At 73.6% G+C, this 17,147-nt stretch carries 18 protein-coding genes; 9 read left to right on the top strand and 9 right to left on the bottom strand.

The annotated features are described in order from the left end of the window. Window positions 1–15: 15 nt before the first annotated feature. Window positions 16–600, top strand: a complete 585-nt coding sequence (locus ACIP5K_RS29780; RefSeq protein WP_401414548.1) for a DUF6328 family protein — start codon at window positions 16–18, stop codon at window positions 598–600. A gap of 110 nt (window positions 601–710) precedes the next feature. After that, the gene (locus ACIP5K_RS29775) at window positions 711–974 is read left to right on the top strand and encodes a GlsB/YeaQ/YmgE family stress response membrane protein (RefSeq protein WP_401414474.1); all 264 of its coding nucleotides are present in this window, start codon (window positions 711–713) and stop codon (window positions 972–974) included. Between the two features lie 432 nt (window positions 975–1,406). On the opposite strand, the gene ACIP5K_RS29770 is transcribed toward ACIP5K_RS29775, so the two are convergent. Beyond that, window positions 1,407–2,003 (bottom strand): TetR/AcrR family transcriptional regulator, encoded by a 597-nt coding sequence (locus ACIP5K_RS29770; RefSeq protein WP_401414473.1) that lies wholly within the window; start codon window positions 2,001–2,003, stop codon window positions 1,407–1,409. A 357-nt stretch (window positions 2,004–2,360) separates the two neighbouring features. Here ACIP5K_RS29770 and ACIP5K_RS29765 point away from each other — a divergent pair, with 357 nt between their 5' ends. The 4 genes from ACIP5K_RS29765 (at window position 2,361) to ACIP5K_RS29750 (ending at window position 6,682) form a co-directional block, all read left to right on the top strand. Beyond that, window positions 2,361–3,950: an MDR family MFS transporter gene (locus ACIP5K_RS29765; RefSeq protein WP_401414546.1), complete on the top strand. Its 1,590-nt coding sequence runs from the start codon at window positions 2,361–2,363 to the stop codon at window positions 3,948–3,950. Between the two features lie 205 nt (window positions 3,951–4,155). Beyond that, window positions 4,156–4,614, top strand: a complete 459-nt coding sequence (locus tag ACIP5K_RS29760; protein WP_401414471.1) for a MarR family winged helix-turn-helix transcriptional regulator — start codon at window positions 4,156–4,158, stop codon at window positions 4,612–4,614. Next, window positions 4,611–6,050, top strand: a complete 1,440-nt coding sequence (locus tag ACIP5K_RS29755; RefSeq protein ID WP_401414470.1) for an MFS transporter — start codon at window positions 4,611–4,613, stop codon at window positions 6,048–6,050. The genes ACIP5K_RS29760 and ACIP5K_RS29755 overlap by 4 nt, the downstream gene beginning before the upstream one ends. Window positions 6,051–6,112: 62 nt before the next feature. Then, entirely contained in the window at window positions 6,113–6,682 is a 570-nt protein-coding gene (locus ACIP5K_RS29750; RefSeq protein ID WP_401414468.1) for a cysteine hydrolase family protein, read from the top strand. A 112-nt stretch (window positions 6,683–6,794) separates the two neighbouring features. Here ACIP5K_RS29750 and ACIP5K_RS29745 read toward each other — a convergent pair whose 3' ends face one another. Beyond that, a complete protein-coding gene (locus ACIP5K_RS29745; protein ID WP_401414466.1) occupies window positions 6,795–7,535 on the bottom strand; it encodes an alpha/beta hydrolase in 741 nt (246 codons plus the stop codon). A 251-nt stretch (window positions 7,536–7,786) separates the two neighbouring features. Here ACIP5K_RS29745 and ACIP5K_RS29740 point away from each other — a divergent pair, with 251 nt between their 5' ends. Further along, window positions 7,787–9,004 (top strand): metallophosphoesterase, encoded by a 1,218-nt coding sequence (locus ACIP5K_RS29740; protein WP_401414465.1) that lies wholly within the window; start codon window positions 7,787–7,789, stop codon window positions 9,002–9,004. Window positions 9,005–9,015: 11 nt separating this feature from the next. On the opposite strand, the gene ACIP5K_RS29735 is transcribed toward ACIP5K_RS29740, so the two are convergent. The 7 genes from ACIP5K_RS29735 to ACIP5K_RS29705 all read right to left on the bottom strand — a co-directional run bounded on the left by ACIP5K_RS29735 (window position 9,016) and on the right by ACIP5K_RS29705 (window position 14,891). Continuing rightward, window positions 9,016–10,152: an LCP family protein gene (locus ACIP5K_RS29735; protein WP_401414463.1), complete on the bottom strand. Its 1,137-nt coding sequence runs from the start codon at window positions 10,150–10,152 to the stop codon at window positions 9,016–9,018. A gap of 43 nt (window positions 10,153–10,195) precedes the next feature. Further along, complete coding sequence (locus ACIP5K_RS29730) at window positions 10,196–10,756, bottom strand: transglycosylase SLT domain-containing protein (RefSeq protein WP_401414461.1); 561 nt, start codon at window positions 10,754–10,756, stop codon at window positions 10,196–10,198. Between the two features lie 496 nt (window positions 10,757–11,252). Next, window positions 11,253–11,942 carry a GAF and ANTAR domain-containing protein gene (locus tag ACIP5K_RS29725; protein WP_401414460.1) on the bottom strand — a complete coding sequence of 230 codons (690 nt, stop codon included), beginning with the start codon at window positions 11,940–11,942 and terminating at the stop codon, window positions 11,253–11,255. 55 nt (window positions 11,943–11,997) lie between these two features. After that, on the bottom strand, window positions 11,998–12,348 hold the full coding sequence (locus ACIP5K_RS29720) for a PRC-barrel domain-containing protein (RefSeq protein WP_401414458.1): 351 nt from the start codon (window positions 12,346–12,348) through the stop codon (window positions 11,998–12,000). A gap of 68 nt (window positions 12,349–12,416) precedes the next feature. Further along, complete coding sequence (locus ACIP5K_RS29715; protein WP_401414457.1) at window positions 12,417–13,340, bottom strand: sucrase ferredoxin; 924 nt, start codon at window positions 13,338–13,340, stop codon at window positions 12,417–12,419. Between the two features lie 10 nt (window positions 13,341–13,350). Next, window positions 13,351–14,562 carry a cupin domain-containing protein gene (locus tag ACIP5K_RS29710; RefSeq protein ID WP_401414455.1) on the bottom strand — a complete coding sequence of 404 codons (1,212 nt, stop codon included), beginning with the start codon at window positions 14,560–14,562 and terminating at the stop codon, window positions 13,351–13,353. Beyond that, window positions 14,559–14,891 (bottom strand): hypothetical protein, encoded by a 333-nt coding sequence (locus tag ACIP5K_RS29705; protein WP_401414453.1) that lies wholly within the window; start codon window positions 14,889–14,891, stop codon window positions 14,559–14,561. Before ACIP5K_RS29705 ends, ACIP5K_RS29710 begins: the two co-directional genes overlap by 4 nt. Window positions 14,892–15,321: 430 nt before the next feature. On the opposite strand from ACIP5K_RS29705, the gene ACIP5K_RS29700 reads away from it, so the two are divergent. Continuing rightward, window positions 15,322–15,525, top strand: coding sequence for a cold-shock protein (locus ACIP5K_RS29700; RefSeq protein WP_401414451.1), 204 nt, complete (start codon window positions 15,322–15,324; stop codon window positions 15,523–15,525). Window positions 15,526–15,649: 124 nt separating this feature from the next. Beyond that, the gene (locus ACIP5K_RS29695) at window positions 15,650–17,104 is read left to right on the top strand and encodes a DEAD/DEAH box helicase (protein WP_401414449.1); all 1,455 of its coding nucleotides are present in this window, start codon (window positions 15,650–15,652) and stop codon (window positions 17,102–17,104) included. The last annotated feature ends 43 nt before the right edge of the window (window positions 17,105–17,147 follow it).

Below are 17,147 nucleotides of genomic sequence, written 5' to 3'. Positions count from 1 at the left end.
CGAGGTCGAGGGAGGCTGTCGGTGAGTACGGGTGAGTCGGCGAGAGCGGTGGCGGTGCGGGACAGGATCCGCGAAGAGCCCGGCGCGAGGGGGCGTGCCGAAGAGGCGGCCCGCGCGGAGCAGGAGCACGCGGAGGAGGCCCACGAACGCACCAACCGGCGGTGGGCGGAGATCCTCCAGGAGACGCGCGTGGCCCAGACCGGCGTGCAGATCCTCTTCGGTTTCCTGCTGAGCGTCGCGTTCACTCCTCGGTTCGGGGACCTCGGCGCCTTCGACACGACCGTGTACGTGGTCACCGTGATCCTCGGAGCCGCCGCGACCGGCGCCCTCATCGCCCCGGTCTCCCTGCACCGGCTGCTGACGGGCCAGCAGATGAAGGACGACCTGGTGACCGTCGCCGGGCGGCTGATGGTCACGGGCCTGGTGCTGCTCGCGCTGACCATCAGCGGCACGGTGCTGCTGATACTGCACGTGGTGCTGCCCGACCTGCTCGCCGAGATCCTGGCCGGCGGGATCCTGCTGTGGTTCGCGCTGTGCTGGTACGTCCTGCCGGTGTGGCTCAAGAAGCGCTCCGCGCGCCATCAACAGGGCGCCGCCTGACGGCTTTCCGGGACAACGGGGCCGTCACCCACGCGTGCTCGACCGCCCTCGGGGAACGTGTCATCCGACAGACCGTCGGAGCGGCACTCGGAGCGGAAAGAGGCACACTCATGGAGATCTCCGGCATCCTCACCGCGATCGTGATCGGCATCGTGATCGGGCTCCTGGGCCGTCTGGCGCTGCCCGGTCGCCAGCACATCGGCATTCTGTGGACGCTTCTGGTCGGCATCGTCGCCGCCCTCGTCGGGACGGCCCTCGCCGGCGCGTTCGGCGTCGCCGACACCAAGGGCATCGACTGGATCGAGATCATCATCCAGATCGCGCTCGCCGCGGTCGGCGTCGCCGGTGTCGAACAGCTCAAGGGCCGCCGCTGAGCGGTGCGTCCGGGCCCGCGCCACACCCATGGCCGATGTGACGCGGGCCGTGGGTGTGGCGCGGGCCCTGACGGTGTGTTCGCCCCTCGGCGCCCCGGCGTCCTGAACCGGGCCGACAGCGCGTCGGCCCGCCCGCTCCGCGGCACCCCGCGCGGCGCGCCCACCGGCGCCCACGACCGGGAGCGGCCAGGGCGGTCCGTCGTCGGGCCGGATCGGCTCGGCCCGGTCGGCGGGGGCGCCCGCAGCGCGGCACCGGGCGGCCGGTCGCACCGCTCACCCCGTCGTAGGACCCCGGAGGCCGGCCGCGCGGATCACCCGCCCACCGGCCGACGCGGACCTCCGCAGCACCGCCCCCGCGACAGCCGCGGCCGCCTCCCGGTGCGGCACGGCGCGCCGGTCACCAACTGAAGGCCGACCGCGCCGGGGAGAGGGTCAGCCGGCGCCGGTCGTGTCGCCGTCCAGATCCGCGACGAGCCGCTGGGCGATGTCCCGGGTCACGCGGACGATGTCGGCGTCCGAGGTGTCCAGGTCGTGCGCGGCCAGCAGCACGATGTTGGCGCTGAGCAGCGCGGAGCGCAGCCGCAGCACGTCCTCGGCCGGGGCGTCCGGGCCGAGGACGACCGAGCCCAGCTCCGCGAGCCGCTCGAAGGCGCTCGCCCCCTCGTCCGGGCGCAGATCGCGCATCACCCGCTGGTTGGCGAGCGCGAACCGCATGACGGACCGGCCCTCGCCGGTCATCAGGGCCACCATCCGGTCGACCACGGCCCGGCGCAGCTCGGGGCCCAAAGGCTGCTCGCGGGCCCAGTCCAGCAGGCCGTCGAGCGCTTTGAGGTGGTCGCTGAACAAGGACCGGACGATGTCGTCCTTGTTCTTGAAGTGGTAGTAGAGAGCGGCTTTGGTGATCCCGAGACGTTCGGCGATCTCCCGCAGCGACGTCGCTTCATAGCCCTGCCGGGTGAAGAGCTCCAGGGCGACCTCGCGGATCTCGGCCCGCGTGTCGCTGCCCCGGCGCCGCCCTGGGGTCGTCATGAACGTGGCCTCCCTTCGTCACGGAGCGCCGCACACGACGACGCTCCGTCAGTGATCGTGACCGCGATCCCGCTCGTTGCCAACTTACCGTGCGGCAAGTAAGCTACCAACCGGCCGGTAAGTAAGTGGCGCGTTCCGCGCGCCCTCCGCAGCCGCGACCGGCGAGGACGTCCGTTCCCGCACGGCGCACCCGCGGCACGGCCCGCGGCCATCGGCCACCACCCCCCGCGCCCCCACGGGGCCGCTCCGTGCGCCCCCGTTCCCGACCGAAAGGCATTCGCCGTGACACAGACCGCGCCGGCCCCGGCCGAGGCGGCAGCTCCGCCCCGCCTGTCGCACCGCGAGATCCTGGTGACCATGAGCGGTCTGGTCATCGCCATGCTGCTCGCCATGCTCGACAATATGATCGTGGCGCCCGCGCTGCCGACGATCGTGGGCGACCTCGGCGGCCTGGAGCACCTGGCCTGGGTGACCACCGGCTATGTGCTGGCCTCCACCGTCTCCACCCCCATCTGGGGCAAGCTCGGCGACCTGCTCGGCCGCCGGATCACCTTCCTCTCCTCCATCGCGACCTTCCTGCTCGGCTCCGTGCTGTGCGGCATGGCGCAGAACATGGGCGAGCTGGTCGGCTTCCGCGCGTTGCAGGGCCTGGGCGCCGGCGGTCTGATGGTCGGCGTCATGGCGGTGCTCGCCGACATCGTGCCGCCCCGCGACCGGAGCAAGTACCAGGGCGTGATGATGGCGGTCATGCCGGTCGCGATGATCGGCGGCCCGCTGGTCGGCGGCTTCATCACCGATCACCTCAGCTGGCGCTGGGCGTTCTACGTCAACCTGCCCCTGGGCGTCGTGGCGCTCCTGGTCTGCTGGTTCACCCTGGCGAAGCTGCCGCGCGGCACGGGCCGGGTGCGCATCGACTGGCTGGGCACGGCGCTGCTGACCGTGTGGATCACCGCGCTCGTCCTGATCACGACGTGGGGCGGCAGCGAGTACGACTGGACGTCCGGGGTGATCCTCGGGCTCGCCGCCCTCACCGTGGCGGCCTTCGTCGGGTTCGTCCTGGTCGAGCGGCGCGTCGCCGAGCCGATCATGCCGCTGTCCGTCTTCGCGAGCCGCAACTTCACCCTGGCCGGAGCGCTCAGCTTCGTCGTCGGGTTCGCGATGTTCGGCGGCATCACGCTGCTGCCGCAGTTCCAGCAGTACGTACAGGGCTCCTCGGCGACCAACAGCGGTTTGCTGCTGATGCCGATGATGATCGCCGCCATGGTGCTGTCGCTGGCGGGCGGCGCCCTCACCTCCAGGACCGGCCACTACAAGTCGCTGCCCATCGTCGGCAGCATCACGATGACCATCGGCCTGGGCCTCTTCGCCACCATGGGCACCGGCACCGGCCGCTTCACCACCGGCGTCTACATGGTCGTCCTCGGCATCGGCATGGGCTGCCTGATGCAGACCACGATGCTGATCGCGCAGAACAGCGCCCCGCTGAAGGACATGGGGGCCGCCACCGGCGCCGCCACCTTCCTGCGCAACATGGGCGGTTCGCTCGGCGTCTCCCTGCTGAGCACCCTCTACACCAGCACGCTGACCGACTCCTTCGCCCGGGACGCCGGCGCGGCCGCCTCCGGGGCCGGGTCCGGAGGCTCCATCGCGAGCATGACCCCGGGCGTGCTGCACCAGCTGCCCGCCTCCGTCCAGCACGCCTTCCAGGCCGGGGTGACCGACGGCATCGGCTCGGCGTTCACGTGGGGCGCGGCCGTCTCGGTCGTCGGCATCGTGATCGCCTTCTTCATCCGGCAGGTGCCGCTGCGCGGCTTCGCGGGCGCCGAGAGCGCCCCGGCGCAGGCCGCCCCGGCCGGTGGCCTCGCCACGGTGGGCACGGGGACCGCGGGCGACCTGCGGACCCCCGCGCCCTCGGCGTCCGGCCCGGACCCGCGCACCGCGGACTGACCCGGCCGCCCGTCGCCGTACGCCGGGCATCGCACCAGGCCCCCTTCGCCCCGCCGCCCGCGGAGCGAAGGGGGCCTGTCGCGCTCACCGGCGCCCGTGACGGCCGGGGCCGGGTCCGGGTCCGTGCCGGTGCGGCCGGTCCACGGGTTCCCCACATATACAGTCTTAGTTGCGCAGTTCAATCTGTAGAAGTTAGCGTGGGGGCATGAACGAGACCGAGGAGGGCGCCGACGGGGTGTCCGCGTCCGCCGCGCAGGCGGCGCACGAGGTGCGCGTGGTGTTCAGCCGGCTGCGGCGGCGCCTGCGCGAGACGTACAGCAGCGGCGACCTGACCCCGTCGCAGACGGCCGTCCTGAGCCGGCTCGACAAGGACGGGAAGGCGTCGGTCAGCGACCTGGCCGCCGCCGAGGGCGTACGTCACCAGTCGGTGGCCACCATCGTCGGCGTGCTCGTCGAGCGGGACCTCGTGGACCGTCGCGCGGACCCCGGGGACGGCCGGCGCCAGCTGGTGTTCGTCACGGACGCCGGGCACGCGTTCCTGGAGGACCGCCGGCGCGCCGGGGAGGGCTGGCTCGCCCGCGCCCTGGAGAGCGAGTGCACGGAGTCGGAGCGCCGCACCCTCCTGGAGGCGGCCGCACTGCTGGAGAAGGTCGTCCGGTCATGAGCGCGGGCGCGACCGGCGTGCTGGCCCGGCTGCTGCCCGGCCGCGGCAGGCGGCCCTCGGACGGATTCGACCGGCGCCTGCTGGCCCCGATGATGACGGGGGCGGCCCTCAACCCGGTCAACTCCTCGATCATCTCGGTGTCGCTGGTGCCGATCGGCGCCGCGTTCGGCGCGCCGCCGTCCCGGACCGCGTGGCTGATCTCCGCCCTCTACCTGGCGACGGCCATAGGCCAGCCCGTCGTGGGTCGGCTCATCGACCTCTTCGGGCCTCGTCGTCTCTTCCTGGCGGGCACCGCGCTGACCGGTGTCGCCGGCGTGGTGGGCATGTTCGCGCCCAGCCTCGGGGTGCTCATCGCCGCTCGGGTCCTGCTGGGCTTCGGGACCTGCGCCGGTTATCCGTCCGCCATGTTCCTGATCCGCAGCGAGGCCCGCCGCACGGGGCGGGAGAGCCCGGCGGGCGTGCTGACCGCGCTCGCGATCACCACCCAGACCATCTCCGTCGTCGGCCCCAGCCTCGGCGGCCTGCTGATCGGCGTCGGCGGGTGGCGCGCCACCCTCGCGGTGAACATCCCGCTCTCCCTCCTGGGCCTCTACCTCGGCGCCCGCCGCATCCCCGCCACGCCCGGATCGCGGCCCGCGGACGGCCGCGGTCCGCTCAGGAGCCTGGACCTGCCGGGCATGGCCCTGTTCGCCGGATCGCTCGTCTGCCTGCTGCTGTTCCTGATGGATCCGGGCGGCGGCACCTGGTACCTGCCGGCCCTGGCCGCGGTCGCGGGCGCCGGTTTCGCCTGGCGCGAGCTGCGCGCCGAGGAGCCGTTCATCGACGTGCGCGTCCTCGGCGGCAATCTGCCGCTGCTCACCACCTACGGCAGGGCCCTGCTCTCCTACATCGTCACCTACGCCTTCCTCTACGGCTTCACGCAGTGGATGGAGCAGGGCCGCGGCCTGTCCGCCTCCCAGGCGGGTCTGGTGCAGCTCCCCCTGTTCGCCATGGCGATCGTCGTGTCCGCGATCACCGGCCGCCACCAGGCGATCCGCGGCAAGCTCGTCGTGGGCGCCGTCGGCCAGATCGCGGCCTGCGCCCTGCTGCTGTTCCTGCACGCCGACAGCCCGGTGTGGACGCTCGTGGGCATCGTGCTCATCCTCGGCATCCCGCAGGGCCTCAACAGCCTCGCCCTCCAGAACGCCGTCTACCACCAGGCCGACCAGGACCGCATCGGCTCCTCCGCGGGTCTGCTGCGCACCTTCGGCTACCTCGGCGCCATCGTCGCCTCCGCCGCGAACGGCGCGCTCTTCGGCGAGCGCGCCGACACCGTCGGCCTGCACGAGCTGGCGGCCTTCATGCTCGTCGCCAGCCTCCTGTTCTTCGCGGTGACGGTCCTGGACCGCTCGCTGCGCCGCATCGGACGCGAGCCCGGCGCACCCGCCCGAGGGTGACCCGGACCCCGCGCCCGACCGCACGCCCCACCCGCCCGCCCCCACCCGGTCAAGGAATCACCGTGCCGAACCCAGCCCTGCTCGTGATGGACCTCCAGAAGGGGATCGTCGAGCGCGTCCCCGGCCTCGAAGCGGAGTTCACCCCCCGCCTCGCCCGCGCGATCGCCGCGGCGCGCGGCGCGGGCGTCCCCGTCGTCCACGTGGTCGTCGGCTTCCGTGACGGCCGGCCGGAGACGAGGTCCAGCCCGCTCTTCGGCGCACTGCTCGACGGCGCCTTCACCTCCAGCGACCCCAAGGCAGCCATCCACGACGACGTCGCGCCCCGGCCCGGCGAAGCCGTCGTCACCAAGAAGCGGATCAGCGCCTTCACCGGCAGCGACCTCGACCTCGTCCTGCGCGGCGGCCGCATCGACCACCTCGTCCTGACCGGGCTCTCCACGAGCGGCGTCGTCCTGTCCACGGCGCGCCGGGCCACCGACCTCGACTTCGGGCTCACCGTGCTGTCCGACGGCTGCGCCGACCCCGACCCCGAGGTCCACCGCGTGCTGACCGAGAAGGTCTTCCCCCACCAGGGCGCCACGGTCACCACCGTCGACTCCTGGATCGCCGGCCTGGCCCGCACCGACGCCTGACCCACGCCCGACCGACGCCTGACAGCGCGTCGACGGGTGCCCGGCCCGGCGGAGCGCCGGGCCGGGCACCCGTCGTCCGCCGGGCGGCCCCGCAATCCTCGGATGCCGGTGGTCAGCTGCCGGTCCTCAGGTGCCGGTCGAAGAAGGCCGCCGCCGCGTCCCCCGCGTGCGCCGGGACCCCGGTGTGCCCGCCCATGTTGGCGGTCAGCGTCTTCTCCTTGGAGGCGAAGGCGTCGAACAGGTCCAGGGACGCCCGGCGGTCGTTGCCCCGGTCGTCCCACTGGAGCAGGACATGGAGCGGGACGGTGACCCGGCGCGCCTCCTCGTTCATGACGCGCGGTACGAAGCTGCCGGCGAAGAGGACGGCGGCCGTGATGCGCGGCTCGACCCCGGCCAGGCGGGTGCCGATGGAGATCACTCCCCCGGAATAGCCGACCGGACCGTCGATCCCGGGGAGGGCGAGGAGGGCGTCGAGGACGGCTCGCCACTCCGGCACGGCCTGCTCGGTCAGGGGCAGTACGAGCCGGTCCACGAGGTCGTCGGTGACGGGCTCGCCCGCCGCCAGCGCCCGCCGCAGCTCGGCGCGGGCCCCGTCGGTGACGGCCGACCGGGGACGGTCGCCGCTGCCGGGGAGTTCGACGGTGGCCGCGGCGAAGCCCTGCGCCACGGACTGCCGGGCCCGGGCCACCAGTCGCGGCCGCATGGTCTCCAGCCCGCCGGGATGGCCGAGCAGCACCAGAGGGGTGGGCGCGGGCGCGGCCGCGGGCGTCCAGAGGATGCCGGGAAGGTCGCCGAGGGTGAAGGCGCGCTCGACGACACCGTCGTCGAGCCGTCGTTCGGAAGTGAAGTGCACGGTCGTGCCTTTCGGGAGTGCGGGGAAAACGGCGCTCCCGGGCGGCCTAACGCCCGACCGTGGCTCCGGAGGAGAGCACCCTGATGTCTGCGGTCACGGGTACCACCTCCTCGTTCTGTCGCACGGCCTCCCGAAAGCTAGCAGGGCCCCGCGGACCGTGCCAAGCGCGTTCCGCATGCCCGGGAAGGGGTGCGGCGCCGCACCGGATAAAGTGCGCGCGACGGCAGCCCGGATGCTTCAGGAGGGGTCACGTGACCGACACCAGCGAGACCCGACCCGCCGACGGCGCGGCGCGCCCGCCCGAGCCGAACCGGCTGCGGCGCGTGCTGCGCCACATCCCCCTCATCGCGCCCGTCCTGCTGTGGGCCGTGCCCTGCTGGGTGCTGCTGTACGCGGGCCAGCACTGGCCGCCCGCCGTCACGGTGGGCGGAACCGTGCTCTTCGCCGCCGGACTGGTCGCCATGCCGCTCACCATGGCGCGCGGGCACGGCCGCCGCCAGCAGGACGCCGCGGCCATCGTCGGCGACACCCTCCTGGGCTCCAGCTGGGTGCTGTTCACCTGGTCCGTGCTGCTCGGCGTGCTGCTGCGGCTCGCCCTGGTCGTCGCCGGAGCGGGGGACGGGCAGGACCGGGCGCGGATCGTCACCTGGGCGGTCCTCGGCGTGTCCGCCGTGCTGCTCGGCTGGGGGTACGCCGAGGCGCGCCGGGTGCCGCGGGTGCGCCGCCTCGACGTGGAACTGCCGCGCCTGGGCGCCGGGCTGGACGGCACGCGCGTCGCGCTCATCACCGACACCCACTACGGGCCGCTGGACCGCGCCCGCTGGTCGGCGCGGGTCTGCGAGACGGTCAACACCCTGGAGGCCGACCTGGTCTGCCACACCGGCGACATCGCCGACGGCACGGCCGACCGGCGCCGCGCCCAGGCCGCACCGCTCGGCACCGTGCGCGCCACGCGGGCCCGGGTGTACGTCACCGGCAACCACGAGTACTACAGCGAGGCCCAGGGCTGGGTCGACCTGATGGACGAGCTGGGCTGGGAGCCGCTGCGCAACCGCCACCTGCTGCTGGAGCGCGGCGGGGACACCCTCGTCGTCGCCGGTGTCGACGACGTCACCGCCGAGTCGTCCGGCCTGGCCGGGCACGGCGCCCACCTCGCCGGAGCCCTGGACGGCGCCGACCCCGGGCTGCCCGTGCTGCTCCTCGCGCACCAGCCGAAGTTCGTCGACCGGGCGGCGGCCGAGGGGATCGACCTCCAGCTCTCCGGGCACACCCACGGCGGGCAGATCTGGCCCTTCCACCACCTGGTCCGCATCGACCAGCCCGCCCTCGCCGGACTCAGCCGGCACGGCGCCCGCACCCTCCTCTACACCAGCCGCGGCACCGGCTTCTGGGGCCCGCCCTTCCGCGTCTTCGCGCCCAGCGAGATCACCCTGCTCGTGCTCCGCTCGCCGGGGCACCCCGCGCCGTAGCGCCGCGCGGTCTACGTTCCCGGGACGACCGGTGAGTCGGTCCGGTCGCCCACCGAGTCGTGGGTCGCCGACTCCGGGACGGGCCGGTCGTGGCGCAGGGCCGTCCACACACGCTGCGACGCCTTGTCGAGGGGCAGCACCCGGCCCGCGTCCTGCGGGTCGTAGGTGACGGGCATGGTGACCATGTCGGTGCGGTCGGGGCTGATGCCCTTCAGTTCCTTGCCGAGTCCGATCAGCTTGCCCGCGGAGGCGAGGCCGGAGTCGGCGCTGATGCTCTTGGTCGCCGTGTCGGCGAGCTCGTAGGACGACGCGGGGCTGCCCAGCGGGTCCACCGTGTCGGCGCGGTGGATCAGCGCCTTGACGAAGGCCTGCTGGAGCTGGATGCGGCCCAGGTCGCTGCCGTCGCCGACGCCGTGCCGGGTCCGTACGAGCGCCAGCGCGTCCTTGCCCTTGAGCCGGTGCTTCCCGGCGTCCAGGGAGAGGCCGCTGTCGGGGTCGCGGATGGCGCTGCTGGTCGTGATGTCGACGCCGCCCAGTTCGTCGATCAGCTTCTGGAAGCCCTTGAAGTCGACTTCGAGGTAGTGGTCCATGCGCAGGTCCGACATCTTCTCGACCGTTTTCACGGCGCAGGCGGGGCCGCCGAGCGCGTAGGACGAGTTGAACATGGCCTCGTGGGCGGCCGGGGCGGTGCCGCCGCCCGTCCGGTCGCAGGCGGGACGCCGGACCAGGGTGTCGCGGGGGATGCTGACGACCGAGGCCTTGTGGTGGGACTTGTCGACGTGCAGGACCATCGCCGTGTCGGCGCGGGCGCCGAGGACGTCGCCGCCGTACCGGCCGTGGGTCCCGGCCCGGGAGTCGGAGCCGAGCAGCAGGATGTTCATGGCGCCGCCGCGCTGCTCGTCCGGCCGGTCGCCGCCGAGCGCCGCGTCGACGTCGGTGCCCTTGATGTTGCCGTCGAGGTGCTGCCAGGCGTAGGCCACGCCTCCGCCGCCGACCAGGGCCGCGCCGAGGGTTCCCCAGGCGATCCAGCGCAGGGCGCTCCTGCGCCTGCGGTGCCGGGAGCGGCGGACCCGCGCGGGCCCGTAGGCGGGTGCCGCGGGCTGGTCGGCCGGGTGCGCCTGGTGCGCGTACCCGCTCTCGTGCGGCATGTCCTGCCCTTCGTCGGTGACCGGTGGCTGTGCGGCCGGCGGCTCAGTACGCGGAGTCGACGTTGTCGATGGAGCCGTACTTGTCGGCCGCGTAGTTGGCGGCGGCGGTGATGTTGGCGACCGGGTCGGTCAGGTTGTTCTCGGTCCCGTTGACGTGGTACGCGTCGAACGTGGGCTGGATCACCTGGAGCAGGCCCTTGGACGGGATGCCGTTCTGCGCGTTGATGTCGTAGCCGTTGACGGCGTTCGGGTTGCCGGAGGACTCGCGCATGATGTTGCGGTGCAGTCCCTCGTAGGAGCCGGGTATGCCCTTGGCCTTCATGATGTCGAGCGACTCGCGGATCCAGCCGTCGAGGTTGTCGGCGTACGTCTTGGCGGGCTTGGCGGGCGCGGCGGGCTTCGCGGGCGCGGCGGCCTTGGCGGGCGCCGCCGCGGGCTTCGCGGCCGGGGCGTTCTTGGCGACGGCGGGCTCGGCGGCCTGTGCGGATCCGGGGACCAGCGTCAGTGTCATCGCGGCGGCGCCCGCCGTGGCGGCACCGGCCGCCGAGAACCGGCGGAAACGGGCGGTGCGACCGGGGCGCGGCAGCGTCGGGGTGATGGCCATGCTGACTGACTCTCCAGAGGTACGGGGGGTCGGGCGGGCCGAGAAGGGGCTGCCCGGGGACATCAGTCAGAGTCAGCGAGGGGGGTGCCGTGCCGCAAAGATGTGACCTACTACCCCGGTACGCAGAAGAGGCGGGGCGGGCGCGCGCATATCGGTCGGTTTCCGGCGCGCCGCGTCTACTACCGCCGGTCGCATGTGCCGTGGCTCATATGGGTGGGCTCACAGGCGAAGGCCCCGGAACGGCACATTCCAGGCTCTTTCCGGCTCCTCGGAAAGGGGTGCGCGGGCCTCGCGTCGGCGCGCCGGACGGGTGACGGTCGGCGGCGGGCGAGGGTGATCAGGCGCGGAATCAGGTGTGGAAGGCGTGTGGCGGGTTACTCCGGGAGCACGGCGCGCGCAGCAGTGAAATCCCTCTGGGGGTCTGCCGCGTCCAGGTTCTCCTGGTTCAGGCTGTAGCCAGGAGAACCGCCCCCCTTCGTGCGGCGGGGCGCGGCCGTCACGCCTCGTGCAGGTCGCCCCGCTCGCAGACGAGGGCGGCGACCTCGCGGAGTTTGACGTTCTTCTCCTGCGAGTAGCGGCGCAGCACGTCGAAGGCCTCGCGCTCGGAGAGCTGGTGGCCCGCCATGAGGATGCCCATGGCCTCGCCGATGGTGTGCCGGCTGGCGACCGCCTTCTCCAGCTGCGCGTGCTGCCGGGCGCTGGCGAAGGCCACGGCGGCGTGGGCGGCCAGCGTCCAGCCGGCCGTCTGGCTGTCCTCGGTGAAGGCGCCGGGTTTCGCGGAGTAGACGTTGAGGGCGCCCAGGTCCTCGTCCTCGGTGTAGAGCAGGAACCCCATCATGCTGCCGATGCCGAGGGCCTTGGCCCGGGGCGCGTAGGCGGGCCACCGGACGTGCTCCTCGGTCAGGTCCTCGATGCGGAAGACCGGGTGTCCCGTGCGCGCCGCGTCGAAGCACGGTCCCTCGCCCAGCTCGGCCTGGAGCGCGTCGCTGTCGTTGACGAGCCGGTCCGTCGGCGCCAGGGTCTGCGCGGTGCCGCGGCTCAGCAGCAGGACGCCCGCCGCCGTGCAGCCCTCGATCAGGTCCAGGGCGGAGTGGGTCACCCTGTCCAGGGTGGCGTCGACGGAGTCCGCCGCCAGCAGCTCCCGCGCCGTCGCCGCCAATCGCACGGCGAAGTCCTGCCAGTCCATGCGCCCTCCCGGTGCCCCCGCGTGTCGGCTCCCAACCTCCCACGGACTCCGGTGCTCAGCGCCGTGCGAGGCGCCGCGTGCTGCCCGGACCGTAGTCCAGACCGTAGTGGGCGAACACCTCGCGCTCCAGGTCGGCCAGGAGTTCGCCGTCGGTGTCGATGGACGGCGCGTCCTTGACCTGCTGCCGGGGCCACGCCACCTTGAGGTGGGCGGGCGCCACGACGGCCTTCTCCAGGGGGACGAAGGTGATCCGCCTGCGGGTCGGCAGGCCCACCGTCACCGCGGCGAAGGCCGGCTGGTCGGTGGCCGTGTCCACGTAGACCGACTCCAGGGAGCCGATCTTGCGGCCCTCCTCGTCGACGACGTCGTGGTCCCGCCAGTCGCGAATGTTCTCTGCCTCGAACATGTGATCCTCCGATGAGCGCCCAGTGCCTCTCCGCCCTCCACCTGACCCCTCCCCCGGTCGCACAAACCTCACGTGCGCGAACGGCCCGTCCGGGGCGGGCCGACGCCGATCGACAGGGCCTCGTAGACGACGGTCGAACTCACGGAGAGACCCCGGCAGGTCAGCTGACGTGCGGGGGTGCGGTGGGACGTGACACCGACGTCGTACACCGGCGAGCGGGGCGCGCGGCCCGCGACCCGGACGAGCCAGCGGTCGGGGGTGCGGACCGTCTCCTCGATCACGTAGTGGTGGCGGCCCGCCGGTCCGAAGCGCCGCAGGAGTGCGGCCACCGCCGTCTGCTGGGGCGGGAAGAGGTCGGTGTATCCGCGCAGGTGGTCGGCGCGCACCCGGTCGGCCAGATGGTCCGCGACGACCTCGACGGACGACGCGGCGTCGAGGTTGCCGTAGTAGACGCCGTCGGGCGCCACCACGATGTTGGCGGCGAACCTGTCCCCGCCGATGTGGGTGCACTCCCAGACCAGGTCGGGCCAGCGCTCGCTCAGCGCCCGCCCCACGGGCCGGCCGCGGACGGCGCAGCACGCGTCGTGCAGTCCGTGGGCGCAGACGAGGACGACGGGCGGGCCGCCGAGGTCGCCGGGTGCGGCGAGGGCGCCGACGATCCCGGTCAGGTCCTCGTCGCGGGTCCAGGTGCCCCAGGTCTGGCGGTGGACGCCGTCGGTGCCGTGGCGCAGCACCGCCCAGCGGCGCGGGCCGTCCGGCGCGCGGCGGCCGTGGCGCCGGATCAGCAGGATGCGAGCGCGCACCGCCTGGGCGGCGGAGAACACCAGGTCCTTGGTGCCCGGCTCCAGGGGGAGGCCGTCGAAGCCGTTGGGCGGCCAGCCGCCCCGGTACTCGACGAGGATCCAGGTCGATCCGTACGGCGCCGTGCCCGCCAGCGGGTCGGCGCGGGAGCGGGCGGCATCGGAGCAGAAGAACCTGGACGCCTGTGTCACTGCTCCCCCGTCATCGTCCGGCCGGCACCACGACGCCCGCGCGCAGGAGTCGCTCGGTGAGGGCGAGGCCCAGGTCGTGCGCGGTGTGGTCGTGTCCGTCCGCCAGGAGGCGGCGCACGGCGGGCAGGTCGGAGCCGGGGAGGTCGAGCCAGCCCACCCGGGTGTGCAGCCGCCGGTCCTCCAGGCGTGGCTCCAGCGCCCCGCGCAGTCGCACCGGCGTGTCGGGGGCGAGGCCGTCGACGGCCTGGAGCTGGGCCAGCGGTCCCAGGGGCGCGGGCCGGGCCTGGCCGCGCCGGGTCCGGTGGAAGAGGGGGGCGGGGTCGGTCTCGGCGAGGGCGGCGGCGAGGCGTTCGCGCACCAGGGCGAGATCGGCGTCGGCCGGTCCGTCGGTGCCCAGCGGCAGGGACGCGCGCATGACCGGGTCGTCGCGCAGTGCGCCGAGGGCGGCGCGGACCAGCTGCTCGGCCAGCGCGTGGCGCGTCGAGGAGTGGACGCCGAGCGTCAGGTGGATGGAGACGGCGCCCTGCGCCTGCGCCGCGTGCAGCCAGCCCCTCGGCAGGTACAGGACGTCGCCGGGGGCGAGGACGGTGTCGAGGTACGCCGGGCCCCGGGCGGCCTCCTCGACCTCGGTGCGCCGCTCGGTCCAGGGCTGGTCCCGCAGCGGGTCGGGGTGGACCGGCTCGTGGATGATCCAGCGTTTGGTGCCGGAGATCTGGAGGACGAAGACGTCGTGCACGTCGTAGTGGTCGTCGAAGCCGCGGTTCTGCGGCGGGGTCACGTAGGCGTTGGCCTGCACGGGGTGCCCCAGCTCGGTGCCGAGCCGGCCGACGAGGTCGGCGACCGGCTCCCAGGTGCGCTGGAGGGCCTGGAGGACGAGCGTCGCGCCGTCGGCGAAGCCGCGCCACAGGGCCGTGTCGTCGAGCTGGTCCCCGATCGTCGCGCCGACCCCCGCCGGTGCGGTGAACGATGCGTCGGGGAGGGTGGCGCCGTCCTTGGCCATGCGCAGGAACGGCGTGCGCAGGCCGCGCCGGGAGACCAGTTCGTCGACGGCGTCGGCGGAGAACAGGTCGGTGAAGTCACTGGCCGCGCGGGTGAGCAGGGGCGTGCGCGCCCAGTGGTCGCGGGCGAACGCCTCGCGGGTCAGGTGGATGAGGCGGGTGTCCAGGACGCCGGTGCCCGGACGGGCACCGGCGTCCTGGGACCTGAGGGGAGTGATGCTCAAGCGCCACTGCCGGACTCGTCGGCCGCCCCGTCGGCACCGCCGTCGTGGACGCCCGGGGTGCCGGACGCGCCGCCGTCCGCGGGGCCTTCCGCACCGCCGTCGGCGCCGCCGTCGTGCACGCCGGGGGTGCCCGCCGCGCCACCGTCCGCCGGGCCCTCGGCGCCACCGTCGGCGCCGCCGTCGTGCACGCCCGGCGTGCCGGCCGCGCCACCGTCCGCGGGGCCCTCGGCACCGCCGTCGGCGCCGCCGTCGTGCACGCCCGGGGTCCCGGCCGCACCGCCGTCCGCGGGGCCTTCGGTCTCGTTCGGGTCCTGCGCGGGGTTCGTCATGTGTCCTCCTGAGGGATGGGCGGTCGGGACGGGGTGACGCCTCTGCGTGTCCCCTGTTCCCCACTCTTCAACCAAACTCACCCACCCGGTTCCGGCCAGCAACCGGAGCGGGAGCCGCCCCTACCCGGCTGCCGCGCGTCCAAGCGGAAGATATCTACCGGCGCCGGGTGAGAATTTCACCGAATGCGACACAAGCATTTTTCCTCTCAGATTCAACGGAAAGGAAATAGCTGCAAAATCCGACACGGACTGCTACTGTCTACATCAGTTGCAGTTGTGGTTCCCGAAACTTCAAGTGCCCCGCCATCCCTCATGGGACCGGCGAGGCCAGTTTTATTTTCCGGTGCTTTTCTCCGGGTGGGCAATCATCGCGGCGACTCGGAGCGTGCGCAGTGCACGTTCCGATCACTGCTCCGAAGGAGACAAAATCATGGCTACTGGCACCGTGAAGTGGTTCAACGCCGAAAAGGGCTTCGGCTTCATCGAGCAGGACGGCGGCGGCCCCGACGTCTTCGCCCACTACTCGAACATCGCCGCTCAGGGCTTTCGCGAGCTCCAGGAGGGCCAGAAGGTGAACTTCGACATCGCGCAGGGCCAGAAGGGCCCGACGGCGGAGAACATCGTCACCGCCTGACGCAGTCGTTCGCTTCCCGGCTCGGGGCCCGCACTCATGGGTGCGGGCCCCGAGCCTGTTTTTCTCGCGGCGCACCCGGACGGCGGAATTTCCTGGACTCGTGCCGCCCAAAGGAAGGTTCCGCATGAACCGCACAGGTGTGAACGCCCAGGCCCCCCGCACGTCCCTCACCGCTCCGCAGGCGCCGGCCCCGCGCCGGACCCCCTCCGCACGCGGCGAGTTCGCGCTGCCGCGCTCCGCGACCCCCGAGCTGGAGGCCGTCGAGTCGTTCGCCGACCTGGCCATGCCGGAGCCCCTGCTGGCCACGCTCGGACACCAGGGCGTGCGCGTGCCCTTCCCGATCCAGGCGGCGACGCTGCCCAATTCGCTCGCCGGGCGCGACGTCCTGGGCCGCGGCCGCACCGGCTCGGGCAAGACCCTCGCCTTCGGGCTCGCCGTGCTGGCCAGGACCGCCGGGCGGCGCGCCGAGCCGCACCGGCCGCTGGCCCTGGTCCTCGTCCCGACCCGCGAGCTGGCCCAGCAGGTCACCGAGGCCCTCACCCCGTACGCCCGCGCCGTGCGGCTGCGGCTGGCCACGGCGGTCGGCGGTACCCCGATCGGCGGCCAGATCCGCGCGCTGCGCTCCGGGGCCGAGGTCGTCGTCGCGACGCCGGGCCGGCTCAAGGACCTCATCGACCGGGGCGCCTGCGACCTGGGCGAGGTGGGCGTCACGGTCCTCGACGAGGCCGACCAGATGGCCGACATGGGGTTCATGCCGCAGATCACGGCCCTGCTCGACCAGGTGCGGCCCGGCGGACAGCGGCTGCTCTTCTCGGCGACGCTCGACCACCACGTCGACCGGCTGGTCCGCCGGTACCTGAGCGACCCCGTGGTGCACTCCGTCGACCCGGCCTCGGCCTCCGTCGGCACCATGGAGCACCACGTGTTCTCCGTGCAGGCCACGGACAAGCTCGGGACCACGACGGAGATCGCGGCCCGCGACGGCCGCGTGATGATGTTCCTCGACACCCGGCACGGGGTGGACCGGCTGACCGAACAGCTGCTGGCCAGCGGGGTGCGCGCCGCGGCCCTGCACGGCGGCAAGACCCAGGGGCAGCGCACCCAGACCCTCAGCCTGTTCCGGGCCGGCCGGGTGACGGTGCTGGTGGCGACGAACGTCGCGGCCCGCGGCATCCACGTCGACCACCTCGACATGGTGGTGAACGTGGACCCGCCGAGCGACCACAAGGACTATCTGCACCGCGGCGGCCGCACCGCCCGCGCCGGCGACTCGGGGATGGTCGTCACGCTGGTGACGCCCCGGCAGCGGCGCGGCGTGGACCGGCTCCTCACCCGCGCCGGGATCTCCGCCACCACCACGCACGTACGCCCCGGTGACGCGGCGCTGCACCGCATCACCGGCGCGCGGCTCCCCTCGGGGGAACCGGTCACCCTCACCGTGCCGGACACCACCCGTGCCCGCAGGAGCGGCGGCACCGGAGCGCGCGGCGGGCGCAGCGTCGCCGCCACGGCCCGGCGCAGGGCCCGGATGGCCGGACGGGCCGGAGAGCACCTGCCGGCCTCCGAGACGGCCGCCTAGACCCTCCCCCGGGCGCGCCGGGAAACCCCGCCGCGTCCCCCCT

The organism is Streptomyces sp. NPDC088785 (genome assembly GCF_044750685.1).
Taxonomy (GTDB): domain Bacteria; phylum Actinomycetota; class Actinomycetes; order Streptomycetales; family Streptomycetaceae; genus Streptomyces.
The sequence above is the reverse complement of the archived record's forward strand: the minus strand, read 5'-3'. Positions and strand labels throughout refer to the sequence as shown.